Source organism: Mesobacillus sp. (assembly GCF_057785455.1).
This window is the reverse complement of record NZ_JBYNSB010000013.1, coordinates 68,158-94,014: the sequence shown is the minus strand read 5'-3', so window position 1 is coordinate 94,014 and position 25,857 is coordinate 68,158. Positions and strand designations below refer to the sequence as shown.

At 43.5% G+C, this 25,857-nt stretch carries 30 protein-coding genes and 1 other annotated feature; of the genes, 26 read left to right on the top strand and 4 right to left on the bottom strand.

Annotation, left to right across the window (positions count from 1 at the left end):
• The first annotated feature begins 362 nt into the window (after window positions 1-362).
• The 13 genes from AC3EBE_RS05495 (at window position 363) to AC3EBE_RS05435 (ending at window position 13,924) form a co-directional block, all read left to right on the top strand.
• The gene (locus AC3EBE_RS05495; protein ID WP_488594009.1) at window positions 363-1,442 is read left to right on the top strand and encodes an AI-2E family transporter; all 1,080 of its coding nucleotides are present in this window, start codon (window positions 363-365) and stop codon (window positions 1,440-1,442) included.
• Window positions 1,443-1,507: 65 nt separating this feature from the next.
• Window positions 1,508-1,721 (top strand) — a binding site (T-box leader).
• A 74-nt stretch (window positions 1,722-1,795) separates the two neighbouring features.
• Window positions 1,796-4,429 carry an alanine--tRNA ligase gene (gene alaS / locus AC3EBE_RS05490; RefSeq protein ID WP_488594008.1) on the top strand — a complete coding sequence of 878 codons (2,634 nt, stop codon included), beginning with the start codon at window positions 1,796-1,798 and terminating at the stop codon, window positions 4,427-4,429.
• Between the two features lie 76 nt (window positions 4,430-4,505).
• A complete protein-coding gene (locus tag AC3EBE_RS05485) occupies window positions 4,506-4,775 on the top strand; it encodes an IreB family regulatory phosphoprotein (protein ID WP_023627198.1) in 270 nt (89 codons plus the stop codon).
• Entirely contained in the window at window positions 4,776-5,192 is a 417-nt protein-coding gene (gene ruvX / locus AC3EBE_RS05480; protein ID WP_488594007.1) for a Holliday junction resolvase RuvX, read from the top strand.
• Between the two features lie 14 nt (window positions 5,193-5,206).
• Window positions 5,207-5,494, top strand: coding sequence for a DUF1292 domain-containing protein (locus AC3EBE_RS05475; protein WP_251479444.1), 288 nt, complete (start codon window positions 5,207-5,209; stop codon window positions 5,492-5,494).
• 206 nt (window positions 5,495-5,700) lie between these two features.
• Window positions 5,701-6,843, top strand: a complete 1,143-nt coding sequence (mltG, locus tag AC3EBE_RS05470) for an endolytic transglycosylase MltG (protein ID WP_488594006.1) — start codon at window positions 5,701-5,703, stop codon at window positions 6,841-6,843.
• 286 nt (window positions 6,844-7,129) lie between these two features.
• Window positions 7,130-7,768 (top strand): O-methyltransferase, encoded by a 639-nt coding sequence (locus tag AC3EBE_RS05465; protein ID WP_488594005.1) that lies wholly within the window; start codon window positions 7,130-7,132, stop codon window positions 7,766-7,768.
• 5 nt (window positions 7,769-7,773) lie between these two features.
• A complete protein-coding gene (locus AC3EBE_RS05460; protein WP_488594004.1) occupies window positions 7,774-8,703 on the top strand; it encodes a peptidase U32 family protein in 930 nt (309 codons plus the stop codon).
• Between the two features lie 30 nt (window positions 8,704-8,733).
• Window positions 8,734-10,002 (top strand): peptidase U32 family protein, encoded by a 1,269-nt coding sequence (locus AC3EBE_RS05455; protein WP_488594003.1) that lies wholly within the window; start codon window positions 8,734-8,736, stop codon window positions 10,000-10,002.
• 3 nt (window positions 10,003-10,005) lie between these two features.
• Window positions 10,006-10,641, top strand: coding sequence for a uridine kinase (gene udk, locus AC3EBE_RS05450; protein WP_488594002.1), 636 nt, complete (start codon window positions 10,006-10,008; stop codon window positions 10,639-10,641).
• A gap of 198 nt (window positions 10,642-10,839) precedes the next feature.
• Window positions 10,840-11,316, top strand: coding sequence for a transcription elongation factor GreA (greA, locus tag AC3EBE_RS05445; RefSeq protein ID WP_488594001.1), 477 nt, complete (start codon window positions 10,840-10,842; stop codon window positions 11,314-11,316).
• A 74-nt stretch (window positions 11,317-11,390) separates the two neighbouring features.
• On the top strand, window positions 11,391-13,172 hold the full coding sequence (locus AC3EBE_RS05440; RefSeq protein ID WP_488594000.1) for a peptidoglycan D,D-transpeptidase FtsI family protein: 1,782 nt from the start codon (window positions 11,391-11,393) through the stop codon (window positions 13,170-13,172).
• Between the two features lie 74 nt (window positions 13,173-13,246).
• Window positions 13,247-13,924, top strand: coding sequence for a DUF1510 family protein (locus tag AC3EBE_RS05435; protein ID WP_488593999.1), 678 nt, complete (start codon window positions 13,247-13,249; stop codon window positions 13,922-13,924).
• Between the two features lie 29 nt (window positions 13,925-13,953).
• Here AC3EBE_RS05435 and AC3EBE_RS05430 read toward each other — a convergent pair whose 3' ends face one another.
• Window positions 13,954-14,160, bottom strand: coding sequence for a DUF2536 family protein (locus AC3EBE_RS05430; protein WP_488593998.1), 207 nt, complete (start codon window positions 14,158-14,160; stop codon window positions 13,954-13,956).
• A 497-nt stretch (window positions 14,161-14,657) separates the two neighbouring features.
• Here AC3EBE_RS05430 and AC3EBE_RS05425 point away from each other — a divergent pair, with 497 nt between their 5' ends.
• The 7 genes from AC3EBE_RS05425 (at window position 14,658) to AC3EBE_RS05395 (ending at window position 18,187) form a co-directional block, all read left to right on the top strand.
• Window positions 14,658-15,950, top strand: coding sequence for an amidohydrolase family protein (locus tag AC3EBE_RS05425; RefSeq protein WP_488593997.1), 1,293 nt, complete (start codon window positions 14,658-14,660; stop codon window positions 15,948-15,950).
• Between the two features lie 23 nt (window positions 15,951-15,973).
• Window positions 15,974-16,678 carry a 5'-methylthioadenosine/adenosylhomocysteine nucleosidase gene (locus AC3EBE_RS05420; protein ID WP_488593996.1) on the top strand — a complete coding sequence of 235 codons (705 nt, stop codon included), beginning with the start codon at window positions 15,974-15,976 and terminating at the stop codon, window positions 16,676-16,678.
• A gap of 227 nt (window positions 16,679-16,905) precedes the next feature.
• Entirely contained in the window at window positions 16,906-17,169 is a 264-nt protein-coding gene (locus AC3EBE_RS05415) for a YrhC family protein (protein WP_488593995.1), read from the top strand.
• Between the two features lie 412 nt (window positions 17,170-17,581).
• On the top strand, window positions 17,582-17,725 hold the full coding sequence (locus AC3EBE_RS05410) for a YrzI family small protein (protein WP_488593994.1): 144 nt from the start codon (window positions 17,582-17,584) through the stop codon (window positions 17,723-17,725).
• A 16-nt stretch (window positions 17,726-17,741) separates the two neighbouring features.
• Entirely contained in the window at window positions 17,742-17,879 is a 138-nt protein-coding gene (locus AC3EBE_RS05405) for a YrzI family small protein (RefSeq protein ID WP_488593993.1), read from the top strand.
• 16 nt (window positions 17,880-17,895) lie between these two features.
• Window positions 17,896-18,033: a YrzI family small protein gene (locus AC3EBE_RS05400; RefSeq protein WP_488593992.1), complete on the top strand. Its 138-nt coding sequence runs from the start codon at window positions 17,896-17,898 to the stop codon at window positions 18,031-18,033.
• Between the two features lie 16 nt (window positions 18,034-18,049).
• The gene (locus tag AC3EBE_RS05395) at window positions 18,050-18,187 is read left to right on the top strand and encodes a YrzI family small protein (protein ID WP_488593991.1); all 138 of its coding nucleotides are present in this window, start codon (window positions 18,050-18,052) and stop codon (window positions 18,185-18,187) included.
• Between the two features lie 485 nt (window positions 18,188-18,672).
• Here AC3EBE_RS05395 and sigK read toward each other — a convergent pair whose 3' ends face one another.
• Window positions 18,673-19,395 carry an RNA polymerase sporulation sigma factor SigK gene (sigK, locus tag AC3EBE_RS05390; protein WP_488593990.1) on the bottom strand — a complete coding sequence of 241 codons (723 nt, stop codon included), beginning with the start codon at window positions 19,393-19,395 and terminating at the stop codon, window positions 18,673-18,675.
• 266 nt (window positions 19,396-19,661) lie between these two features.
• Here sigK and AC3EBE_RS05385 point away from each other — a divergent pair, with 266 nt between their 5' ends.
• The 4 genes from AC3EBE_RS05385 to AC3EBE_RS05370 all read left to right on the top strand — a co-directional run bounded on the left by AC3EBE_RS05385 (window position 19,662) and on the right by AC3EBE_RS05370 (window position 22,438).
• Window positions 19,662-20,063, top strand: a complete 402-nt coding sequence (locus AC3EBE_RS05385) for a DsrE/DsrF/DrsH-like family protein (protein WP_488593989.1) — start codon at window positions 19,662-19,664, stop codon at window positions 20,061-20,063.
• A 279-nt stretch (window positions 20,064-20,342) separates the two neighbouring features.
• Window positions 20,343-20,582: a sulfurtransferase TusA family protein gene (locus AC3EBE_RS05380; protein ID WP_488593988.1), complete on the top strand. Its 240-nt coding sequence runs from the start codon at window positions 20,343-20,345 to the stop codon at window positions 20,580-20,582.
• A gap of 147 nt (window positions 20,583-20,729) precedes the next feature.
• Complete coding sequence (locus AC3EBE_RS05375; RefSeq protein WP_488593987.1) at window positions 20,730-21,866, top strand: NAD(P)/FAD-dependent oxidoreductase; 1,137 nt, start codon at window positions 20,730-20,732, stop codon at window positions 21,864-21,866.
• Window positions 21,867-21,880: 14 nt separating this feature from the next.
• Window positions 21,881-22,438 carry a helical membrane plugin domain-containing protein gene (locus tag AC3EBE_RS05370; RefSeq protein WP_488593986.1) on the top strand — a complete coding sequence of 186 codons (558 nt, stop codon included), beginning with the start codon at window positions 21,881-21,883 and terminating at the stop codon, window positions 22,436-22,438.
• 30 nt (window positions 22,439-22,468) lie between these two features.
• Here AC3EBE_RS05370 and AC3EBE_RS05365 read toward each other — a convergent pair whose 3' ends face one another.
• Window positions 22,469-22,825, bottom strand: coding sequence for a group I truncated hemoglobin (locus AC3EBE_RS05365; protein ID WP_488593985.1), 357 nt, complete (start codon window positions 22,823-22,825; stop codon window positions 22,469-22,471).
• A gap of 78 nt (window positions 22,826-22,903) precedes the next feature.
• Window positions 22,904-23,590 (bottom strand): response regulator transcription factor, encoded by a 687-nt coding sequence (locus tag AC3EBE_RS05360; protein ID WP_488593984.1) that lies wholly within the window; start codon window positions 23,588-23,590, stop codon window positions 22,904-22,906.
• Between the two features lie 191 nt (window positions 23,591-23,781).
• Between AC3EBE_RS05360 and AC3EBE_RS05355 the strand changes: the two genes are divergently transcribed.
• Window positions 23,782-23,931 carry a hypothetical protein gene (locus AC3EBE_RS05355; RefSeq protein ID WP_488593983.1) on the top strand — a complete coding sequence of 50 codons (150 nt, stop codon included), beginning with the start codon at window positions 23,782-23,784 and terminating at the stop codon, window positions 23,929-23,931.
• A gap of 127 nt (window positions 23,932-24,058) precedes the next feature.
• Entirely contained in the window at window positions 24,059-25,840 is a 1,782-nt protein-coding gene (locus AC3EBE_RS05350) for a M3 family oligoendopeptidase (protein WP_488593982.1), read from the top strand.
• Window positions 25,841-25,857: the final 17 nt, after the last annotated feature.

Genomic DNA, 25,857 nt, shown 5'->3' with positions numbered 1-25,857 from the left:
CTGAATATCTAACCAGGCAAAGAAGCTTAAATAGCTTCTCTTCTTAAAGGTGCCTAAAAACAAAACCAAACGGGTACTGTAGTGAGGAACTTGACCGTTTCGTTCATATCAGGAGGCTCACCGCACGCCCCGAGGAAAGCGCAGCGCCTGGAACGAAAATCAACAGCCTTGTTAAACAGAGCCTTAATATAAACTACATCCCCTGTATTCTTTGCAGGGGATTTTTGTATTTTTAAATTGGAAAAACATGACGTAATTTCCATTTCGCAATTAAATCGCTATAAAAAAGATCTGGACCAGGGCTAAAAATGTATAATCATCCCTCTTTCTTTCAAGAATAAACAGGTAGGAGGGTGGATCGGATGAATATCCAGATGAAATGGTATTACCGGCTTGGATTTCTTCTCCTTTTGTTTGTTGTTCTCTATATCTTTGTCAAGCTGCAGGCATTATGGGTGCCTGTCCTGGAAGTGCTCTTTACGTTATTTGTTCCATTTGCTGTCGCAGCGTTCATTACATATCTGCTGCACCCGATAGTGGAAGGCCTCCATCAGCGCGGGCTCCATCGCGGGATTGCAATCCTGATCATTTATATTTTGTTCTTTGGCGGGTTGGGTTTCGCTTTTTACAAAGGAATACCGGCATTGATTCACCAGCTGGGGGATCTTGCTGAAAATGCGCCGTATTTTGCGGAGCAGTATAAAGGTATGGTCAATAACATCATAGACCATACTTCGTCATGGCCCGCTGGCATCCATGAAAGGATCGAAGATGGCATCAACCGGATGGAAATCTGGCTGGATGGGGTGCTTGCCGGCGTAATGACGTTCCTGATGGATATAATCAATTCGATCCTTACGATAGCCGTCATTCCGTTCATTGCCTTTTATATGCTGAAAGACTTCGACGCAATGAAAAAGGCAGCATGGTATATCACGCCGCGGCAGTGGAGACAGCCGGGGACAAAGTTTCTTCATGATGTTGACAAGTCGCTTGGAAGCTATATACGCGGGCAGCTGCTCGTATGCCTCGTGATTGGCGTCCTGTCGACGATCTTTTTTTGGATCGCCGGGATAAAATATTCACTTTTGCTGGGAGCGATTGTCGGAATCACGAATGTAATTCCGTATTTCGGGCCGATCATCGGTGCTATACCCGCAGTTATCATCGCGGCAACCATGTCTGTGAAAATGGTGCTGATTTCACTCGCGATTGTCTTTTCCCTGCAATTCTTAGAGGGGAATATTCTTTCCCCATTAATTGTGGGCAAAAGCCTGCATATGCATCCGCTTATGATTATGTTTGCGCTTTTGGCAGGTGGGGAAATAGGCGGGATTCTCGGATTGATCCTGGCAGTACCAGTGCTTGTCGTACTAAGAGCAGCATTGATTCATGCAAAAGATCACATCATTCTGGAGAAAAAAAAGCAGAATTCAACATAATTTTTTGCGAAGCTGTTTGACAAACGGAATTTGGCTATATATAATTCGGCTATAGATTAATAATTCGAAAAATGTAGAAGGAACGAGTATGTTATAGACCACTGGCCAGAGAGGGATTCCATTGGCTGCAAGAATTCCCGGTGAAGGATAACAGAAGGCTATTCCGGAGTGCAGGCAAAACCTGCCGTAGCAGCTGCGTTAAAGCGTCATTGAGAGATGGGCACATGCATTTTTTGCCCATAATCAGGGTGGTACCGCGAGCAAGCTCTCGTCCCTGTCCAGGGATGAGGGCTTTTTTTGTTGCCTAAAATCCCTGAAGGCTTATCTATATAACGATTTAGGAGGTTGTGTATATGAAGAAACTGACAGGTTCTGAAATCAGAAAAATGTATCTTGAATTTTTTAAGGAAAAGGGCCATGCCATTGAGCCGAGTGCGTCCCTTGTGCCTCACGATGATCCGTCCCTGCTATGGATCAACAGCGGAGTAGCTACTTTGAAAAAGTACTTTGACGGCCGCGTTATTCCTGCAAACCCGAGGATTACGAACGCTCAAAAATCAATCCGTACTAATGATATTGAAAATGTAGGGAAAACTGCCCGCCATCACACTTTCTTTGAAATGCTCGGCAACTTCTCGATCGGTGATTATTTCAAGGTAGAAGCAATTGAGTTCGCATGGGAGTTCCTTACTTCTGAGCAATGGATCGGATTTGATCCTGAAAAATTATCTGTGACGATCCATCCTGAGGATGATGAAGCATTCACGATCTGGAGAGAAAAAATCGGTATTCCAGAAGAGCGGATTATCCGCCTTGAAGGCAACTTCTGGGATATCGGCGAAGGCCCAAGCGGACCGAATACCGAGATTTTCTATGATAGAGGTCCGGCTTACGGCGACAATCCCGAAGATCCGGAACTATACCCTGGCGGCGAAAATGATCGTTACCTTGAAGTCTGGAACCTGGTTTTCTCTGAATTCAATCATAATCCTGATGGAACTTACACTCCGCTGCCAAAGAAAAACATCGATACAGGTATGGGACTTGAGCGCATGGCTTCAGTTGTCCAGGATGTTCCTACTAACTTTGATACGGACCTGTTCATGCCGATCATCAACAGCACCGAAGAGATTTCCGGAGAAAAGTATGGTGATTCCAAGGAAAAGGACGAAGCATTCAAGGTTATTGCTGACCATATCCGTACCGTAGCTTTTGCTGTAGGTGACGGTGCACTTCCATCCAATGAAGGCCGAGGCTATGTGCTTCGCAGACTGCTCCGCCGCGCTGTACGCTATGCGAAAAAACTGAACATAAACCGTCCGTTCATGTTTGAGCTTGTCCCTGTTGTCGGCGAAATCATGCAGGATTTCTATCCTGAAGTAAAAGATAAAACCGATTTCATCCAGAAGGTCATCAAAAATGAAGAAGACCGTTTCCATGAAACATTGCATGAGGGCCTAGCAATCCTGTCCGAGCTCATTAAGAAAGAGAAGGATAAGGGCAGTGACTTGATCCAGGGCAAAGATGTTTTCCGCCTTTATGACACATATGGATTCCCTGTTGAATTAACAGAAGAATATGCTGAGGACGAGGGCATGAAGGTCGACCACGAAGGCTTTGAGAAGGAAATGGAATCTCAGCGTGAAAGAGCAAGAGCTGCCCGCCAGGATGTAGGTTCAATGCAAGTCCAGGGCGGGGTTCTTGGAGAAATCAAAGCAGAGAGTGAATTCGTTGGCTATGACATATTTGAAACGAATAGCAAAATAGTCGCATTGGTTAAGGATGGACAGCTTGCTGACCAGGCAGAGGCTGGAGACGAAATCCACCTGATTCTGGATGTTACTCCGTTCTATGCAGAAAGCGGCGGACAGATTGCCGACAGAGGCACGATTGTCGGTGAGGGAGTAAGGATTTCCGTGAAAGATGTCAAGAAAGCTCCTAATGGCCAGAATCTGCATAGTGTAGTTGTTGAAGAAGGCACAATTGCAAACGGCATGGAAGTAACTGCAAAGGTCGATCAGGATAACCGTGCGAGGATCATCAAAAACCATACAGCAACTCACCTGCTTCACCAGGCGTTAAAAGATACTCTTGGAACTCATGTTAACCAGGCTGGATCTCTTGTTGAACCAGACCGCCTTCGTTTTGACTTCTCACATTTTGGCCAGGTTACACCTGAGGAGCTTGAAAAGGTAGAGTCGATCGTGAATGAGAAGATTTGGAGAAGCATCCAGGTAGAGACGAGCTTTAAGCCGATTGCTGAAGCAAAAGCGATGGGTGCGATGGCACTTTTCGGAGAGAAATACGGCGATATTGTCCGTGTCGTAAAAGTGGGTGATTACAGCCTTGAGCTTTGCGGCGGCTGCCATGTACCAAATACATCTGTTATTGGCCTATTTAAAATCGTTTCCGAAAGCGGTATTGGAGCTGGAACAAGAAGGATAGAAGCTGTGACTGGGGAAGCTGCTTACAAGGTGCTGAATGAACAAATCGGCATTCTTAAGGATGCGGCTGCAAAATTAAAGACATCTCCTAAGGAAGTAGCGAACAGAGTCGATTCCATGCTTGGTGAAATGAAGCAGCTGCAGCGGGAAAATGAATCTCTTGCGGCAAAATTGGGTAATATTGAAGCAGGAAGCCTGGCATCCAATGTAAAAGAAGTAAATGGCGTTCAGCTGCTGGCTGCCCGTGTCCAGGCTGAGGATATGAACAGTCTTCGCAATATGGCTGATGACTTGAAGCAAAAGCTTGGATCTGCTGTCATCCTTCTTGGCACTGCTGACGGAAGCAAAGTGAACCTGATCGCTGCAGTTACGGATGATTTGATCAAGAAAGGCTATCAGGCTGGCAAGCTGATCAAGGAAGCTGCCGCTATCTGTGGAGGCGGAGGCGGAGGCCGTCCCGATATGGCTCAGGCAGGAGGGAAAGACCCATCAAAACTCGACAGCGCTCTTCAATTTGCCGAAGAATGGGTGAAATCAATTTGATATAAAGGGAAAGTAGTGTAGAATGAAGGTAACTTATGAAAATATTGCCTTCCATTTTAAAAGTGAGGTGCATTCGATGAGCTCGTTTGATAAAACGATGAGATTCAATTTTCCCGAAGAGCCTTTCGAGCATGATGCCAATGAAGTCCTGCTTCAAGTCTATGAGGCATTGCAGGAAAAAGGGTATAATCCCATCAACCAGATTGTAGGCTATTTGCTATCTGGGGACCCTGCTTATATTCCCCGCCATCGGGATGCCCGCAATATCATCCGCAAGCTGGAACGGGATGAAATTATTGAGGAACTGGTTAAATCCTACTTAAGGAACCACCGAGAGGGGAAATAAATGCGTACAATGGGACTTGATGTCGGCTCAAAAACTGTTGGCATCGCTCTGAGCGACGCTTTTGGCTGGACAGCTCAGGGATTGGAAACTTTGAAAATCAACGAAGATGAAAATGTGTTTGGTTTCGAAGAAATAGGCAAAATTATAAAAGAGAACGATGTCAGCAAAGTCGTCGTCGGCCTGCCAAAGAACATGAATGGCACGATTGGGCCACGCGGCGAAGCCAGTCAGTTTTACGCTCGTGAACTTGAAGAAAGATTCGGGATACCTGTCATTCTTTGGGACGAGCGTTTAACGACAGTGGCTGCAGAGCGAGTGCTTTTGGAGGCAGACGTCAGCCGGAAAAAAAGAAAGAAAGTCATTGATAAAATGGCTGCAGTAATGATTCTACAAGGCTATTTGAATAGCCAAAATTAAATGAGGTGACTGGAATGGATCACGGAGAAAACAACATCACAGTAGTAGACGAAAACGGCAACGAACAATTATGCGAAGTACTTTTCACATTTGACTCAGAAGAATTCGGAAAGTCATATGTTTTATACTACCCATTAGGCGCTGAAGAAAGCGATGATGAGGAAATCGAAATCCACGCTTCTTCCTTTGTTCCAACAGAGGACAATCAGGATGGCGAATTGATGCCAATCGAAACAGACGAAGAGTGGGATATGATCGAAGAAATGCTCGAAACATTCCTTGCAGAGCAAGACGAAGAATAATAACAGCGATTGAAGCCAGGCTCCTATTTAGGAGCCTGGTTTTTTTGTTTTCGCAAAGGCGACTGTCGGAATAACGGATAATTTGTCGCCTCTAGTATTTTTTCGTAATTATTTGCAAATAAAAATAGAAAATATAGTATAATGGTGCGAGATATGCAAAAAGGGAGTACCCAGGTGATTAGCCCTGTTGATTGGAGGGGGAAGTTATGTCTGAAGAGAAAAATATAAAAAATGAAAAAAAACAAATCATAGCTGAGAAATTGGCCGAGCAGCAGAAGGAAGCAAGAATTGTCCGCAGGATCGTTTCCATTACGGCAATTGTTGCGATCCTCCTGATTGGCGCGGTAGGCGGAGGCGGATATTATTATGTGAAATCCGCATTAAAGCCATTAGATGAAAACAGCAAGAAGAACATCAACGTTACCATTCCCATTGGTTCATCCACAACCGGAATCGGCAAAATACTAGAGGATAAAGGAATCATCAAGGACGCAAGAATCTTCAAATACTATGTTAAGTTTAAAAATGAGGCAGGATTCATGGCAGGGGACTATAAGATGAATCCGTCAATGACAATCCCTGAAATTATTTCGAGTTTGAAGACAGGCAGGGTCATGCAGGAAGTTGTCCTGAAAATTACAATTCCAGAAGGCAAACAGCTGTCACAGATTGCCGGGATCATCGGCGAAAAGACCGGCCAGGACCAGGAGCAGGTTTTCAAGCAGCTGAATGACAGAGAATTCATTAAAAAATTGATGGGGAAGTATCCGGATGTACTTTCCGAAGAAATCCTGAATGAAAAAGTGAAATATCCGCTTGAAGGGTATCTGTTCCCTGCGACTTATCCATTTTATTCTGAGGATCCGACAGTAGAAGAAATTGTTACGGTCATGCTGACAAAAACAAAAGAAGTCCTCGGAGAATTCAGAGGCCAGATTGAAGAAAAGGAATTGTCGACCCATCAGGTAATGACAATGGCTTCCCTGATTGAAGAAGAAGCAACTGAAAAAGTGGACCGTGATAAAATCGCTAGTGTATTTTACAATCGGATTGAAGATGGCATGCCGCTGCAGACGGACCCTACTGTTCTGTACTCCCATGGCATGCATAAAGACCGGGTGCTGTATGAAGACCTTAAGATTGACGACCCATATAACACATATAAATATCCGGGTCTTCCGCCAGGACCGATAGCCAATCCAGGCGTGATGTCGATAGAGGCCGCCCTCGCACCGGCTGATACAGATGATTTATACTTCCTTGCTACTTCAACTGGAGAAGTACTTTTTTCAAGGACTCTGGATGAGCATAATCGCAAAAAAAATGAACATATCACCAACAAAAACTAGTAATTTGAGGGAGATGCAGAAAGATTAGCATTTCCCTTCTTATTGTGATAAAATAATTCAAGTGTTTTTTACAGTTTTTAAATTGTCGCTTTTGTAGTAGCGTGCATTACAGATGTAAGAGTTAGGCCTTTGGGGCAATCCACAGTATGGCATGCAATTGCTATACCTGTTTTCCTCTCTTATCCTGTGAACGCTATTTTTTTCGTGCCTGCGTACATGTTGTACTGGGTGATAAGTATTTTTACTTTGGCTGAAAAAATTGCCATTGAATAGAGGTGAGGGCAGCTTGCTGAATGAAAAGCTGCAGCATTATATAGATTCGCTTTTACCGCAAAGGGAAGGTCTTCTTGCCGAGATGGAGGAGTATGCAGATGCTAACGGTGTGCCGATCATGGAGCCTGCTGGCATTGAAACGATGCTTCAGCTTTTGCGGATCCAAAGCCCGGATACAATACTTGAGGTAGGAACTGCTATCGGCTATTCAGCACTAAGGATGGCCTTTGCCCTTCCAAATACTAAAATTATTACACTTGAACGGGATGAAGAACGGTACAGTTTGGCCGTTGACTATATCAAGCGTTCAGGCAGGCAGGATCAGATAGTCCAAATCAAAGGTGATGCTTTGGAGCTTGAAGATGAAGCTGGCAAATATGCTCCATTCGATGCCATTTTCATTGACGCGGCAAAAGGCCAGTACAGGCGTTTTTTTGAGATGTATTCGAAAAATTTAAAGTCTGGCGGCATGATCATTACCGATAATGTCCTGTTTAAGGGACATGTGTATGAACAGGATGTCGAGAGCAAGCGGATTCGCAGTCTGGTAAAAAAAATAGATGAATTCAATCGCTGGCTGGCAGTCCACCCGGAATATGATACGATCATCCTTCCGGTTGGTGACGGTGTAGCGGTTAGTAAGAAGAGGTGAACGGAATGAAGAAACCTGAATTATTGGTGACTCCAACAAGTGTAGAGGATATTATTCCATTGGCTGAGGCAGGGGCAGATGCCTTTTTAATTGGCGAGCAAAAATTTGGTCTTCGCCTTGCTGGTGAATTTACCAGGGAAGATGTGCAAAAAGCCATAGAATTGGCACACTCCAAAGGCAAGAAGGTCTATGTTGCCATGAATGCTTTATTCCATAATGAAAAGGTTGATTTACTGGGGGATTACCTGAAATTCCTTCAGGAAGCAAAGGCTGATGGAGTGACATTTGGCGACCCTGCGGTCTTGATGGCTGCTAAGGAACACACTCCAGATATGAAGCTGCACTGGAGTACTGAAACAACAGGCACCAACTGGTATACCTGCAATTACTGGGGCAGGAAGGGTGCAAAGCGTGCAGTCCTGGCTCGTGAAATCAATATGGATGCAATCGTTGAGATCAAAGAAAATGCAGAAGTCGAGATTGAAGTCCAGGTTCACGGGATGATGAATATGTTCCAATCAAAACGCCCGCTCCTCGGCCACTATTTCGAGTACCAGGGCAAGGCGATGGAAGTGGAGAACCGCAGACAGGAACGCAATATGTTCCTTCATGATAAAGAACGTGAAAATAAATATCCTATTTTCGAGGATGAAAACGGAACACATATCATGAGCCCTAATGATATTTGCATTATTGATGAACTTACGGAGCTAGTAGAGGCTGGTATCGATTCATTTAAGATTGACGGTATCCTTAAGGCTCCTGAATATATCGTGACAGTTACGAAGCTGTACCGAAAGGCGATTGACCTTGCTGTGGAAAATCCGGATCAATACGATGATGAAAAGGACAGCCTGCTGGCTGCCGCCGAAGAAATTCAGCCGCCTAACCGCCCGCTGGATACCGGATTCTTCTTCAAAGAAACTGTTTACTAAGAATCATTGAAATTATAAGGAGGTTGCGTCATGACCGCAGTAGCAGATAAGATTTCACAGATTATTGACGGTAAGCGTGTTATTGTGAAAAAACCTGAACTGCTTGCGCCAGCAGGTAATCTGGAGAAATTGAAGATTGCTGTCCATTACGGTGCAGATGCCGTTTTTATTGGCGGACAGGAGTATGGGTTGCGCTCAAACGCTGACAACTTCACGTTTGAGGAAATGAAAGAAGGCGTAGAATTTGCCAGGAAATACGGAGCGAAAATATATGTCACTACAAATATTTTTGCCCACAATGAAAATATAGATGGTTTAGAAGATTATCTCATGGGGCTTAAGGAAGCTGGTGTGCATGGAATCATCGTTGCTGATCCATTGATTATTGAGACTTGCCGCAAGGTTGCTCCTGAAATTGAGGTCCACCTGAGTACACAGCAATCTCTTTCAAACTGGAAGGCAGTCCAATTCTGGAAGGAAGAAGGATTGGAGCGTGTCGTCCTTGCACGTGAAACAAGTGCGGAAGAAATTAAGGAAATGAAGGAGAAAGTCGATATCGAAATCGAAACCTTCATCCACGGCGCTATGTGTATCGCCTATTCCGGACGCTGTACGCTCAGCAACCATATGACGGCGCGTGATTCAAACCGTGGCGGCTGCTGCCAGTCATGCAGATGGGATTATGATTTGTATAAAGTAGAGGGAAATGATGAAAACGCCCTTTTCGCAGAAAACGATGCACCATTTGCGATGAGCCCTAAAGACCTGAAGCTGATTGAATCAATTCCGCGCATGATCGAGACCGGCATTGACAGCCTTAAGATTGAAGGCCGAATGAAATCGATTCACTATATCGCTACAGTAGTCAGCGTGTATCGCAAAGTAATTGATGCATACTGTGCAGACCCTGAAAATTTCGTCATCAAACAGGAATGGCTAGAAGAATTGGATAAATGTGCGAACCGTGAAACGGCAACAGCCTTTTTCGAGGGAGTTCCTGGGTATAAAGAGCAAATGTTTGGAAACCATAGCAAGAAGACAACATTTGACTTTGCTGGATTAGTGCTTGATTATGATGCAGAAAGCCAGATGGTTACCCTGCAGCAAAGGAATTTCTTCAAGCCGGGTGATGAAGTGGAATTCTTTGGTCCAGAGATCGAGAACTTCACGCATGTTGTCGATAAAATCTGGGACGAAGATGGCAACGAGCTGGATGTAGCGCGCCATCCTTTGCAAATCGTCAAGTTCAAGATGGATAAGCCAGTCTACCCTAATAACATGATGCGGAAGGAGAAATAAAACATGACCCGCAAGCCTGTTGTAATTGGAGTAGCCGGCGGTTCCGGCTCTGGAAAAACAAGTGTAACCAAGGCGATCATCGATAGTTTTAAGGGCCACTCAATCCTGATGATCGAGCAGGATTACTATTATAAAGATCAAAGCCATTTGCCGATGGAGGAGCGTCTGAAGACGAATTATGACCATCCGCTTGCATTTGATAATGATCTTTTAATTCAGCATATCGAAAAACTGCTTAGCTTCGAGCCAATCGAAAAGCCAGTCTATGACTATGCTATCCACACAAGGTCGGATGAAGTCATCAATGTTGAACCAAAGGATGTTATCATTCTTGAAGGGATCCTGATTCTTGAGGATGAAAGATTGAGAAATTTGATGGATATGAAGCTGTATGTAGATACGGATGCAGATCTGCGCATCATCCGCCGTCTGCTTCGTGACATCAAAGAGCGCGGCCGGTCAATGGATTCTGTCATTGAGCAATACGTGAATGTTGTCCGTCCAATGCACAATCAGTTCATTGAACCAACAAAGCGTTACGCGGATATCATCATCCCGGAAGGCGGCCATAACCATGTGGCAATCGACCTTATGGTAACAAAAATTCAAACAATTCTTGAACAAAAATCATTTTTGTGACACAATAGCATAGATAAAGCTGGATATAGAAGTACTTGGGAAAAGTGCTTCTATTTTTCCAGATGTATTTAAAGTCCTTTGGACAAACTTGTGCGCGCCCTGAAAAAGGACGCGCTCCTGTATATTTTTCAGGTTACATAATATAATATTACACAATCTATTTTGGGGAATTGTGAACACTAGAAGGAGTGAAGGATTTTGGCTACAGAGAAAGTGTTTCCTATGACATTGGCAGGGAAAGAAAAGCTTGAACAGGAATTAGAGCAATTGAAAACGGTTAAACGTAAGGAAGTTGTTGAAAGAATCAAGATCGCGCGCAGCTTCGGCGACCTTTCAGAGAACTCTGAGTATGATTCTGCAAAAGAAGAACAGGCTTTTGTTGAAGGGCGTATCACAACGCTTGAAAATATGATCCGCAATGCTAAAATCATCGAGGAAGGCGAACTTTCAACAGATGCAGTCAGCCTGGGCCGCACGGTTACATTCGTGGAGCTTCCTGATGGAGATGAAGAATCCTATACAATTGTTGGCAGCGCAGAAGCAGATCCATTCGAAGGCAAGATTTCCAACGACTCTCCTATTGCAAAAAGCCTGATGGGCAAAAAAGTAGGGGACGAGGTTACAGTCCAGACTCCTGGCGGTGAAATGAACGTCCGCATCACAACAATCAAATAAAATATTCAGTCTGCAGTATTTTAGCAGTTTGAAACTTCCAAACCTCGTCAAAACTTTTGACGAGGTGTTTTATTATGCACAGGAAAAGAATGGTTGCCTGGATAAGCATTTGTATTGTCGGCATTGGACTGCTATTGTTCAGGCTGGCTCAGCTGCAGCTGCTGGATACCGAATCATTTTCAAAGCATGACATCAATTTGATCGAGGCGAGTGTCAAACAAAGGTCACAGGAAATGGTCGTGGATAATGGCCGGGGGAATTTTCTCGATCGCAGCGGAGAGCCGCTTTCGTATGAGACTTCTTCCGTACTTGTACTGTTCCCTTTTCTAAAGAGAATGGAATGGGAGGCTGATGAGGTTGCGAGGACAATCGGCGTCTCTGAATCAGCGCTGAAAAAAGCGATTGAAGAATCAAAGGAACCGTTTGCTTTTGGAGATCCAGAACCATTTATCCTAAGCAAATACCAGATGGATGCTATCAATGAACTGAAAATACCAGGTGTATTCGCGGTTGAACGAAAATATCCTCTGTCCCAGGTGCCTGCTTCTCAGCTCCTTGGAATCATCGGGGAAAATGAAGGGCTGCTTAAATCCCGATACGGCGGGAAAGAGTTTCTTCCCAGGACATTAATCGGCCTATCAGGACTCGAGAAAAGCTTTGATGAGTTTTTAGTGGCTGAAGGCAAATCCCGGCTAGTCTATCATGTTGACGGGGAAGGGGCTCCGCTTTTCGGCATCCATGTAAAGTATATTGAGCCCGCGAATCCTTTTTACCCAATCAACCTGCAAACGTCGATTGACAAACAGCTGCAGATGATTCTTGAAGATGCAGTAGATCGGCAAAACATAAAAAAGGGCGGCGCTGTCCTGCTTGATATTGATACGAACAGCATACTTGCGACAGTTTCCCGTCCTGCGATCAACAATGCTGACCCTTTCGCCGATAAGGGGATTGAAAATATGATGGTCAAACAGCATATTCCCGGTTCTGTGTTTAAAACAGTCGTTGCAGCTGCTGCAATCGATGCGGGTCTTGATGATCCCAACCGTAAGTATGACTGCAGCAAAAAGATAAGTGGCGAGCCCGACTTAAAATATGATCATGGAATGCTTAACTTCACCGACAGCTTTGCAAGAAGCTGTAACCGTACATTTGGAGAACTGGCAAGGGAGCTGCAGGAAAAGGATCCGAATACTCTTGAAAGGTATGCAGAAATGCTATCTTTGACCGGCGGTGTGGGATGGCAGGGAGATATTTTCCATCTTGAGGATTTCAGCCAGCTTCAAGATGAGGATAAAGGCAGGGTATTTACATCTGATGATGCAAGGAAGGACAGGAACTTTGCTGCATTGTCAGGTATTGGCCAGAACGAGGTCCGCGCTTCACCGCTGGCAATCGCCAACATGATGGCCACGATCGCACGTGGCGGAGAGAAAGAAATGGTCAGGGCTGTCATGTCCATACAATATCAAAATGGGACCGAAATGACGGAGTTTCCGCAGAGCAAGCTTGCAGGGGAACGAATATCATCAATCACAGCCATGAAGCTGCAGAAGCTACTGCGTGAAGTGGTCCTGAATAAGGAGGGCACAGGAAGATGGTTTCAAGATTTGCCATATGCTGTTGCAGGAAAATCAGGTACAGCAGAAACAGGGATTTTCGATGGGGACAAGCAGCTTCATAATAAATGGTTCGCCGGTTATTTCCCTTATGACCATCCGAAATATGCCCTTGTCACAGTGAACCTTGGAGTCCCCGAGGATCAGGGGGGCGTAAATCCGCTTTTTGCAGATATAGTAAAAGCTGTCTACGACTATAATCACGGCGGTAAAACCACAGGTGTTGAAGCTGATTAGATAGATATAAAATCCTTCAAGTTTTCGGAAAGTCATGGTAGAATGTTGACAGCCTTATAAGGGAGGGAAAGTTCTTGAAGAATGATTATGACAACCTAAATGAGGGTGCCCGTACAAGATCAAGGGCAAAACGCAGAAAGACAAACCTTATTTTAAATAGCCTGATTGTTGTCGTTATTTTACTCATTGCCATCGTTTCATTTAATATTTTCTTCAGCAATGATGAAGGAGCAGCGGATAACAGCCAATTATCAGCAGAAAATGGCAAGGACGCTGGCTCCTCCAAAAAAGACAGTAAAGATAACGAGAGCAATGCTGAAAAAGAAGACAACAGTGAAGACTCTGCTCAGCCGGACGACAGCGCTGCTGATGATACAGAGGAAGATGCCGAGAATGAGCTGGGCGAGCCTGTTGTAACCGAAGGCGGCAGTGATGCCAATGTCAAACAGACGATTGAAAATCCTGATTGGGAACCTGTAGGTACTACCCAATCAGGTGAACATACAGCAGTATTTGACCAGAACTCTGCAGATTGGCAGGAGATGATCCTTGCTTATTCATATGCCACTGGAATTGATAAGAACAATATGACAGTCTGGTGGAATGAAAACGGTGGTGCGCCAAATACAGCACTGGGAACCGTTTCTCAGAAAGGCAGCGACCAGACATACAGAGTATTGATCCAGTGGGTGGATGGCCAGGGCTGGAAGCCTGTCAAAGTGGAAGAATTAATCCAAAATGATAAGCGATAAGGCTAGGGGGCTCATTAAAGAGAGCCCCCTTACTTTTTTGCCTTAAAGTGGACAACTGCAGAATAAAATACCCGGCCTTTTTCATCCATGTGCATCTGGTGTGCAACATGATGTACGCTCAGCATGATCGCTTTATTGATTTCGATTTGTTTGTTAATTTTATTTTCAAGCGACTTTAAATCCAGGGCCTCAAAAAATTCTACTTTATCTTCTATTAAATCAAAGTGCAGATTCATTATGATTCTCCTTAATGTTTTGGCTCAATTAAAAGTAAATTTCGATTTTTAAACTCTGTTTTGTAGTGGAAGGCGCGAGGACTCCTTCGGGATGAAGCGGGACAGGTGAGACCTAGGTAGAAATGGCCCGAAAAGAAGGGGCCATTTTACCCCGCAGGAGCAAAGCCGACGAGGAGGCTCACCGCACGCCCAGGAAGAATTTGCTTATGAAAAAGCCGGCAGCTGGGCTTTTTTATAATTATTCAGAGGAAAGCGAAGTGCCTGGAACGGAAATCAATATCCTTGTTTAACAGAGCCAATGTTTTAGGTTAGTGTTCCATTACGCCTCCTTTTGAAAATGGCCATAAATAAAAAATAGCAAAATCACTATAAAAATAAAACATTTTTTGATAAATTTAAACGATGAGCATATTTGCCGCTGTAACATCTAATTCTAGTACATAGTAACCTGCAGCTGAAAAAAGAAGATTTGGGCTTAATATTAGGAGAGATCGTACATGGCAAAGACGCTATTATACAAAGGCACCATCATTACATGTAACAAAGAGCATGAAGTGATTGAAAATGGAGCGATAGGCTTTGAAGGCGAAAAGATCATCTTTGTTGGCAAAAGCCCCGAGGATGTCTCAGGGTATGATGTCAAAATTGATCTCAAGGGTAATTATGTCCTTCCAGGGCTGGTCAATACACATGGACACACGCCAATGTCACTTTTGCGAGGCTATGCAGATGACCTGCCGCTGCAGACATGGCTTGAAGAGAAGATATGGCCGCAAGAAGAAAAGTATACTCCTGAGTACGCCAAGTGGGGAGCGAATTTATCCATTCTTGAGATGATTCGTACAGGAACGACAGCCTTTGTCGATATGTATGACAATATGGATGAAGTGGCAAAGGCAGTAGAAGAATCCGGCATTCGCGGAGTTCTGAGCAGAGGAGTAATCGGATTTGGCACCGAAGAACTTCGCCAGAGCAAGCTGAATGAGGCCGCTAAGTTCGCATCAAGCTGGAACTGCAAGGCAAATGGCAGGATCACCACAATGCTGTCACCACACTCGCCATATACCTGTTCACCAGAATATATTTCACAGATCATTGAAAAATCTGCCGAGTTGAATGTCCCGCTTCATATACATATGTCGGAAACAAAATATGAGGTGGACATGAATATCACGGAATATGGCCGGACACCAGTAGCGCATTGGGATAAGCTTGGTTTCTTCGACCGGCCTGCCCTTGTGGCGCATGCTGTACATGTGTACGAGGCTGATCTTGAAATCCTAGCCGCAAAGGATGTAAAGGTTTCACACAATATCATCAGCAATCTAAAGCTGGGGAGCGGAATCTCTCCGGTCGGGAAAATGCTTGAAAAAGGAATCACGGTAAGTCTTGGAACAGATAGTGGGGCATCGAATAATAATCTGGACCTGTTTGAAGAGCTGAAGGCCGTTGCGACCATCCACAAGGGAGTATTGCAGGATGCTACGGCCATTACTGCCGAACAGGCGCTGGATATGGCTACCATCCAGGGAGCTGCAGCTGTATGGCAGGCGGATCGCATTGGATCAATCGAGACAGGCAAGGAAGCGGACCTTATTGTCATCGACACGAATCAGCCTTTCTATTACCCGCGTCACAGCCCGGTTTCCCACCTGGTCTATTCAGGTTCAGGGCGGGATGTAAAGGATGTTTATGTCCAGGAGAAACAGCTTCTGGCCGACCGTCAGTTCACGACACTTGACGAAGAAAGAATTTTATTTGAAGCAGATCGAATGTCAAAATTGCTTTAGAAATGATTTTGGAGGAATAAGCTATGAGTATTGGAATAATCGGGGCAATGGATGAAGAAATCCAGCATATCCTTGATTCAATGGAAAATTTTAATACTGAGAAAAAAGCTGGTATAAGCTTCTATTCAGGTAAATTCAATGGGTATGATATTGTATTATGTAAATCAGGGGTTGGAAAGGTCAACGCAAGTGTCTGCACTCAGATTCTGATTGATGAGTTTCAGGCAGCGAATATCATCTTTACAGGAGTTGCGGGTGCAGTCAATCCTGACCTTAAGATTGGTGATATTGTTGTTTCAACCGATTGTGTACAGCATGATATGGATGTAACGGCATTAGGCTTCAAATTAGGGGAAATCCCATATAGTGATGTTTCAGTTTTTAAAGCGGACCCTGCGCTTGTGGATTTGGCAATATCCGCAAGCAAGGAAATTGTTCAAGACAGGAAAATTGTCAGCGGCCGCATCCTATCTGGTGACCAGTTCATCGCCAGCCGTGAAAAAGTCAAATTCCTTCATGACGAACTGCAGGGCAGCTGCACAGAAATGGAAGGTGCAGCAGTCGGGCAGGTTTGCAGCATGAATGAAATCCCATTCGTCATCATCAGATCAATGTCTGACCAGGCAGATGGCTCGGCAGATGTTAACTTCCTGGAATTCACCAAACTAGCATCGAAGAATTCCTATGAAATTGTCAATGAAATGATCAAGAATTGGAATAAATATTAATTAGAAACAATGCCAAATAAATTTTGTAATTGTGTTCCTATAATGATTATAGGTGCACTTTTTTTTATGCAATTATTGTAAAGTTATAAATACTTTTTGCCTTGATAAGTTTTACTCTTAATAAGTTTGTATATCTTTGGGATTAAAATGGTATTTACCATTATTTACATCCCGAAAAAATGTTTAAATATGTTAAAGTAGGGTTGTGGTTAAGTCAAACAATATAGGTGATTAATTTGAACGCAAAGAAACTCTATGAAAAAATGGTTGATTATAAGCAATTCGCCACAGTCCTTTTGACAGCAGGCGTGTTCTTTTATTTAGGTACAATTCTGCCCGCTGAAAGTAAAGTGATGGCTGATATAAAAATTGCTATGGGTGCATCAATTGGATTCCTTGCAGGATCGATCTTGTTCTTTGCATTGGCCAGTAAATACCGAGGCCAGCTGATAGAATCAGAAGAAGGCCAGGAGCTATTGATGAAGAAATAAATTCAAACGTCCTTTAAGGGCGTTTTTTTTATGTGGAAATACGTTAGTAGGTTAATGGCGATTTTTGACGAATACTTTTTTGGAAAAAAAAACTAAAAATAGTTTACAAATGATTGCTTTGTGGATATACTTACCAATGTGATAAAAATAATTCATAAGGAGGTCGAGTGAGATGATCATGATTGACTATTGGAATAACGTAAAAACTTCATATCGTAACGCACATTCGACCGGATCGGACTGGATTATTTAAGCTGTTTTTACTAACTAATACATCCATGCCGCAGGGAGAACTGTGCCCTGCGGCTTTTCTATGCCTATTTTGCCGCAGGGGAGGCTTCCTTGCGGCTTTTTGCGGTGCGTTTGGAAAATTATGGCTGAAGGAAATCGACTGGTAACTAGGAGGAGGTGAATGCAAATGACACTTAGTATCTTATTTTTCACGATTACTATTAACAAACGCAAGGTGAATCTAGAAGAAATGCGCCATGATGAAATGGTGGAAAAAATGATTGAGGAAAACAGAAGCCGACAGGCGATGATGCGCCTGTTTTAAGGGTGGTGACTAAATAATGACCTTGAATATCTTGTTTTTAACGATAACAATCAATAAACGCAAAATGAGTTTAGAAGAGATACACCATAATGAAATGGTGGAAAAAATGATTGAAGAAAACAGAAACCGTCAGGCAATGATGCGCCTGTTTTAAGGGTGGTGACTAAATAATGACCTTGAATATCTTGTTTTTAACGATAACAATCAATAAACGCAAAATGAGTTTAGAAGAGATACGCCATAATGAAATGGTGGAAAAAATGATTGAAGAAAACAGAAGCCGTCAGGCAATGATGCGCCTGTTTTAAGGGTGGTGACTTAATAATGACCTTGAATATCTTGTTTTTAACGATAACAATCAATAAACGCAAAATGAGTTTAGAAGAGATACGCCATAACGAAATGGTGGAAAAAATGATTGAAGAAAACAGAAGCCGTCAAGCGATGATTCGTCCGTTTTAATCTGTTTTAAAATTAACTGCAGAAAGGTGGAAGGAAGATGATTTATAAGATTCAAAGAAGATTGGCTAGCCTGTGGGTGGAGAAGGACACCACCTAACGATGCAGTTGGGAGGTATATTGTATATGTCATTGCATATTTTGCTATTAACGGTTATTTTAAAGAAAAAAAGATCCCGCGATTAGTTAACAAAATGTTCACATCCTGAGCCATTAAAGACCAAATTTATATGATAAATTTGGAGTAAATAGGGGAGAAGCATAAAGGGGTGTGGAGCATGTTCCTGATTGTCATGGGATTAGTTATTTGCGGTGCCGTAGGTTTGATTGTAGCTGCAGAAGTAACTGTTGAGTAAGTTCATAACGAAGCATCAGCCACGGGGCTGGTGCTTTTTACTATTAGAAAGTAAAACTTCCTCGTTTGTCTGACGTTCCCGCAAACAGCCTGATGAAAATTGAAGAGACCGGGCCAATAGCCCGGTCTTGCCTTATTGCCCTTTATTCTTTTTCTTTTCCTTTTCGGCCCGGTAGAATTCATGGAACATCTTCATTAAGGCCCGCTTTTCAATTCTAGAGACATAGCTCCGGGAAATTCCAAGTTCCTTCGCGATTTCGCGCTGTGTTTTTTCCTTTTTCAAATCAAGGCCAAACCGGCCAACGATGACCTCTTTTTCGCGCTCATCAAGGACATCGATATATTCCTTCACTTTTTCAAGCTCCATATTCAGCTGGATTGTATCAATGACATCCTCTGATTCGGATTTAAGGACATCGATCAATGATATCTCATTGCCCTCTTTATCCTGGCCGATCGGATCATGCAATGAAACATCCTTTTTTGTTTTCTTCAATGCCCGTAAATGCATGAGGATTTCATTCTCTATACATCGGGCTGCATAGGTGGCCAGCTTTGTTCCTTTTCCCTCTGAATAACTTTCGATTGCTTTGATCAGTCCGATTGTTCCGATTGATATTAAATCCTCAGCGTCCTCGCCTGTGTTCTCGAATTTCTTGACGATGTGTGCCACCAGCCTGAGGTTATGCTCGATCAGCATATTCCGTGCGTGTGGATCGCCATTTGCCATCAACCTTAAGTATTTCCTTTCATCACTTGCAGACAACGGTTGAGGAAATGCGTTGTTCTTAACATATGAAACAAGGAGAATTACTTCTTTGACTAGATAGCCAAGCGCTGTAAGAATGCCAGACATGTTTCCACCCCCGCTTAATAAGGCTTTCGCCTATACTAAATTCCTATGTACAAATGGGTGGTATTGTGTCTGTCCATACGGAAATATTTTTCTTGCGGCAAAACATTTTTTCCACTTTATCTTTGATTCTGTTAATCCTGTGTGCAGCTTGTTTTGTCACTTTTTAGACCTATAACGTTCACATAAACGAAACAGACATAGACATAGGGGTATAGGTATACTAAGGGTGTAAGGTAAACATCCGATTTCTTAGGAGGAAATAAATTATGGAACAGCAAGCACCATCTTTAGCGGTCATTTTATTGTCTGAAGATCTTGAAAAGCTTCACGCTGGCGCATTGGTTGGCTCAGTAGCTTCCATGTCGGGGATGACAGTAAATGTATTCGTTACAATGAATGCTTTGAAATCATTCAGAAAAGAGAGCTTTGAAAATACGGACTTCATCACAGGAACAATCGGCAAGGAAATGCTGGCTAAAAAAATTCCGCTATTCGATGCACTATTACAGGAAGGCAAAGATATGGGTGAGCTCAATATTTATGGCTGCGCACTTGCGATGGACATCATGGACTGGAAAGAAGAAGACATGATTGACGTGTTTGATGGAGTAATTGGGGTAACAAAATTCCTGGGCATGACTCAGGGAGCAACTGTCATTACAATGTAAGGCCAGGGCAGGATCTCCCTCTGTCAAGCCATTTGGACAAAGATAAGTGGATGATAAGGTCCTGATCTAATCAGGGGAAGAAGCTTTTTGGCGTGCAGGCCTGTCTAGCTTTTCCCCCTCATGGAAAATAAAATTCTATTCTTATTTTAACACAGGCTGTTAAATTTTAATGTTAGTTTTTAAGTCAGTTGATTGTAGTGGAAAGCGAAGCGACTGGAACGAAAATCAGCAGCCTTTTTGAACAGTAAAGAAATATCATATCTATTGGAGGAATAAAACATGAGCGGAGTACAAGTAACCAAATCAATTGATGCTAGAGGAGCATACTGCCCTGGACCATTAATGGAATTGGTAAAAGGAATTAAAACAGCACAGGTCGGCGATGTGGTTGAAGTGCTTTCAACAGATAAAGGATCTGCAGTGGACATCCCCGAATGGGTAAATAAGATGGGCCATGAAATTGCTTATTTGGAAAACGAAGGCGATGTATTCAAAATTGCCGTCAAAAAAGCTAAATAATCTAAGGACGCCAGTGAAAAAACGACGCAATGCTGCAACCAGCAATGTTTTTACACTTCAGGCTGACAGGAGTCTATTTCAGCGTGGAAATCCAGCATAGCAGGAAACAGTTTTCATCAATGAAACAGAAAAAGAGGTGTGGACAAAATGGCTAAGAAAATTGTCATTCTTGGCGCTGGCAGCGCGGGCACTATGGTAGCGAACAAGCTTGCCCGCCAGCTTGGGGCGGAAATCAAAAAGAATGAAGTGGAAATCACACTGATATCCAATACTGAAAAGCATATTTACCAGCCGGGTTACTTATTTATCGCATTCAATGAAAAGCCATCAGAGCATTTCATCAGGAAGCAGGAAGCCCTTGTACATCGATATGTGAATCTTGTGTATGACGATGTAGAAAAAATTGATGTTGAGAAGAAAGCAGTCAAAGGGAAAAGAGAGTACCAGTATGACTATCTGGTTGTCGCGACTGGCTCACATCCGGACTTTGACAGTGTTCCAGGCTTACGAGAGGGGGCACATAACTTCTATACCCTTGGAGGGGCTGAACGACTGAGAGATGACCTGGCGGCGATGGAAAGAGGCAGGATTCTTATTACAATAGATGTACCACATAAATGTCCTGCTGCTCCTCTTGAGCTTGCGTTAATGCTCGATGATTATTTCAGGAAAAATGGAAGACGCAAAGACATCGAAATCAAATATTCCTACCCAATCGGCAGAATCCACTCCTTGGTGCCTGTCGCGGAATGGGCATTGCCTCAATTTGAGAAAAGAGATATCAAGTACGAGACCTTCTTTAATCTTGAAGAAGTCGATCCAAAACGCAAAGTGGCCATTACCATGGATGGATCCGAGCATGAATATGACATGCTGATCACAATACCAGCCCACACAGGTGCTAAAGCAGTGATTGATTCAGGGATTGGGGACGAATCAGGCTTCATTCCTACTAACCGCACCACCTTGAAAATGATTGGCCAGGATGATGTCTATGTCATTGGTGATGCAACCAATCTGCCAATAAGCAAAGCGGGATCAACAGCCCACTATCAATCTGAGTCACTTGTGGCGAACATCATCAGCAGACTGAGCGGCCGTCCTGAGACAGCTGTTTATAATGGAAAGGTAGCATGCTTCCTTGAAAATAGCCTTGATGATGCAAGCATGATTACCTTTGATTACAATAACCCGCCGCAGCCTGCAGAAACCTCTGATTTGCTGCACTGGTTCAAGGCTGTATACAACGAGCTTTACTGGTTGAATGCCAAAGGGATTTTATAGAAGGGGTGGTTGAGATGGCAACAGAAACACCTCAAGCACAAAAAACAGAACAGCACAAACTTATTGGCTTTGCCGATGCTGCTATGAATGCGGTGACCGGCGAGATGGTTTCCAGCATAGCGGAAACGGGTGTGAAAATGGTTGAGATAGCAGATGACCTTCTTCAGCCTGAGACTCTTTCCTTATTAAAAACTTTGCCAGATGTCGCTGAAAGCCTGGAGCGTACATTAATGGAAGTGAAACGTATGGAGGAAAGCGGTGTCCTGAAATCATTGATGCAGCTTGCAGATATGGCTGCGGCCATGAAGGGGGCCATGACCGGTCCTATGGTAACGGACATGGCGGAAAAGGCAATCAAGGGAGTAGAGCTTGCGGATTCATTCGTTCAGCTTGGAGCCATCGATTTAGTGGATGGCATGCTTACTGCATTCCATAATGCTCAGGAAGACACAAAGGAAAAAGAACCTCTTACTTCCATGCAGCTGATGAAGGCAGTTACACAAAAAGAGACAAGAGAAGGTATGACTTTACTGATTTCCTTCCTGCAGCATTTGCCAAAACAATTAAAGTAATAGAAAAGGAGAGGCTCCCTCTCCTTTTTGCTACTTGTATAGTATATCATTCTTCATCGTGGTTAATTTATCAAGCACTCCATTTATATCTTGCTCGGAAACGTCAAACTCTCTGAGACTTGCAGCCAGATGATTGGCGATCGCACCAAAATGCTCGTCATTCAAATTCATCCCCTTATGGGCAAGTTCCATGCTTCTTCCTGAATATTGATTCGGTCCGCCAAGTGCCCAGCTGATGAACAAGGACTGGTGGCGGCGCTGTTTTTCCATGTCTGTTTCCTTGAAAAAGTGGTTGACCGTATCGTCAGCCAAGACCTTTTGATAAAAGACATCCACCACTTTGGTGATTGCATCCTGACCACCGAGTCGTTCATATAAGTTCTCCATTCGTATTCCTCCTGGTCTAAAAAGTAACGTCTCTATTATTTCTTTTTATCCAGTAAAATATGAATGAAACCTTCTGCATCATTTGGAATCAGCCTTATCAAGCCATTTATAGCCGACGCCCCAAACGGTGATCAAGTAATCGTCTGCTGCAAAACCTGCCTTGCGCAGCTTTTCCCTCAGATTGCGAACATGGGAATCTATAGTTCTGTCCTCAGTATTGACTCCATATCCCCAAATTGTTGTAATCAAATGTTCTCGGGTAAAGACCTTATTCCGATTCTGTAAAAAAGAATGAAGCAAGGAGAATTCCTTCGGTGTCAATGGTATGGGACTTTCTTGAAAGTGCAGCTCATAAGAATCAAGATCCAGGCTAAGTCCATTAAATGACAGGATCGAACCTTTCCCTGAATTCCTTCTCAGAACTGCTTCAATCCTTGCGACTAATTCTGCTTCATCAAAAGGCTTGGTCACATAATCATCTGCTCCAATATTAAGCCCTTTAACTATGTCAGGCTTCTCCGACCTGGCTGTTAGCATGATGACCGGAATGTCCCAATGCTTCCGTATTTCCCTGCATGCTTCCCAGCCGTCCATATCGGGCATCATGACATCCAGCAGCACGAGGTCTGCGCGATGTTCCTCCAGGTAGTGAATCGCATCGCTAGCTGTTGTTCTTTTAACACATGTATATCCTAATGGAGTGAGATATAGAGACAGTAAATCCAGCATCCTCGTCTCATCGTCTACGAGAAGAATTGTAGCCATAAAAACTCCTATCCAAGAGCTCTCCCGCTTGAAAAAGCCCTAAAAAAAGTGATTTCTTTCATTTTATAAGATAAATATGAAAAAATTATGCATTTTTGCTTTAGCTTGAACGGATTTTTGCCTTAAGCCCATACCAAAATGGACAGATTCCCATATTATGATAACAGGATATAGAAAAGGAGTGTGAAAGTATGCCTTATGGATATGTGTGTCCGCCTTATCCAGTCCCTTATGGTGCTTATCCTGGATTCTATGGCGGTGGAGGTGCATGGTTTGCACTGTTTATCATCCTTTTAGTAATTGTACTTATTTTTGGCGGATGGTGGTACTTTACTTGTTAAGCAACAAAAGGCTTATGCCTGCAAGGGCATAAGCTTTTTATCGGTCTGGCAGCCTAGTGGGTAAATTTATAGGAATTTTCGAAAAATAACTTTATAATATAATTATAGAGAAAAGGGGGCTTCAACCATGTCAAATACATATTCAGAAGTTTGGAATTTGGAAGTATTCTTTAAAGGAGGCAGTGATTCAGCAGAATTCGCCTTTCATCTTTCAGCAACAGCTGAAAATATCAAAGCATTTCAAACAGAAGTGGAAAACTGGCAGCCTGAGAACAGTACAAACGAAGCTGGGAATCTGGCAAAGCTTGTTGAACTATTCGATGGTGCGGCACGCAAGGTAAGGCAGGCAGGTGCGTTTGTAAGCTGTCTTCAGGCACAGAATACCGAAGACAAAAAGGCTAACCAATTAAGAGCAACTGTTACTGAACTGAGTGCTTCCTTGCAGCATGCACTGACTTCCTTTGACCAGAAGCTTGCTGGTTTCTCAGAGGATGTATGGGAAGGACTTGTCAAGTCCGGCCTTTTAAGTGAACTGAGCTTTGTACTGACTGAGCGCCGTGAACGAGCTGCTGAAAAGCTTTCCGAAAAAGAAGAATCAGCAATCAACGCGTTAAGTGTAGATGGTTATCACAGCTGGGGGCAGATGTATGATCTTCTGGTCAGCAGTACGAAAATCAATTATAAAGATGAGAAGCTATCGGTAGGCCAGGCAGCTAACAAGCTTTCTGATGCAGACCGTGAAGTAAGGAAGGGGATTTTTGATTCCTGGGAAAAGGCATGGGGAGAAAAGGAAGAATTATATGCTAAAACCTTGAACCACCTTGCAGGCTTTAGATTGAATACATATAAGCTCCGCGGCTGGGAAGATGTCTTAAAAGAGCCGCTGGATATAAATAGAATGGAAAAGGACACCCTGGATGCGATGTGGCAGGCAATTTCGGATCAAAAAAAGCCATTTGTCCAGTTCCTTGAGCGCAAGGCGAAGCTCTTAGGACTTGAAAAGCTTAGCTGGTTTGATCTGGATGCGCCAATTGGCAGTGCGGAAACAAAGATGGGCTACCAGGCTGGAGCCGATTTTATCGTGGAAAACTTTGCACAATTCGGCAAGGAAATGGCCGGCTTTGCCAAGATGGCTTTTGAGAACGATTGGATTGAAGCTGAAGACCGTCCTGGGAAATCTCCAGGAGGTTTCCATACATTCTTTCCTGAGAGCAGCCAGTCACGAATTTTCATGACATACTCCGGAACTCCGTCCAACGTTTCAACGCTTGCTCATGAGCTTGGTCATGGGTTCCATACGTATGCGATGAGAGACCTTCATTTATTGAACAGAAATTACGCAATGAATGTAGCTGAAACAGCATCCACTTTCGCGGAAATGATTGTCGCAGATGCAGCATTAAAAAATACGACCTCAAAAGAAGAAAAGATAAGTCTTCTAGAAGACAAAATCCAGCGCTCAGTCGCATTGCTCATGAACATTCATGCAAGATTCCTGTTTGAGACGAGATTCTATGAAGAAAGAAAGCAAGGAGTCGTAAATGCACAGCGCCTGAATGAACTGATGTCAGAAGCACAGCAGGATGCTTATGGCGGGGCGCTTGATGAATATCACCCGCTGTTCTGGGCATCCAAGCTTCATTTCTTTATTACAGGAGTGCCATTCTACAACTTCCCTTATACCTTCGGCTATTTATTCTCACTTGGCATTTATGCTATGGCTCAGGAAGAAGGCGCTGGATATGAAGAAAAATACATCGCACTCTTGAAGGATTCAGCTTCAATGCCTGTTGAAGAATTGGCGCAAAAGCATCTTAATGTCGATCTAACAAAGAAAGATTTCTGGGAAAAGGCCGTCAACATGTGTGTTGAGGATGTAGAAGAATTCCTGGCTCTGACAGAGCAATAAATTTCTAAAATAATTAT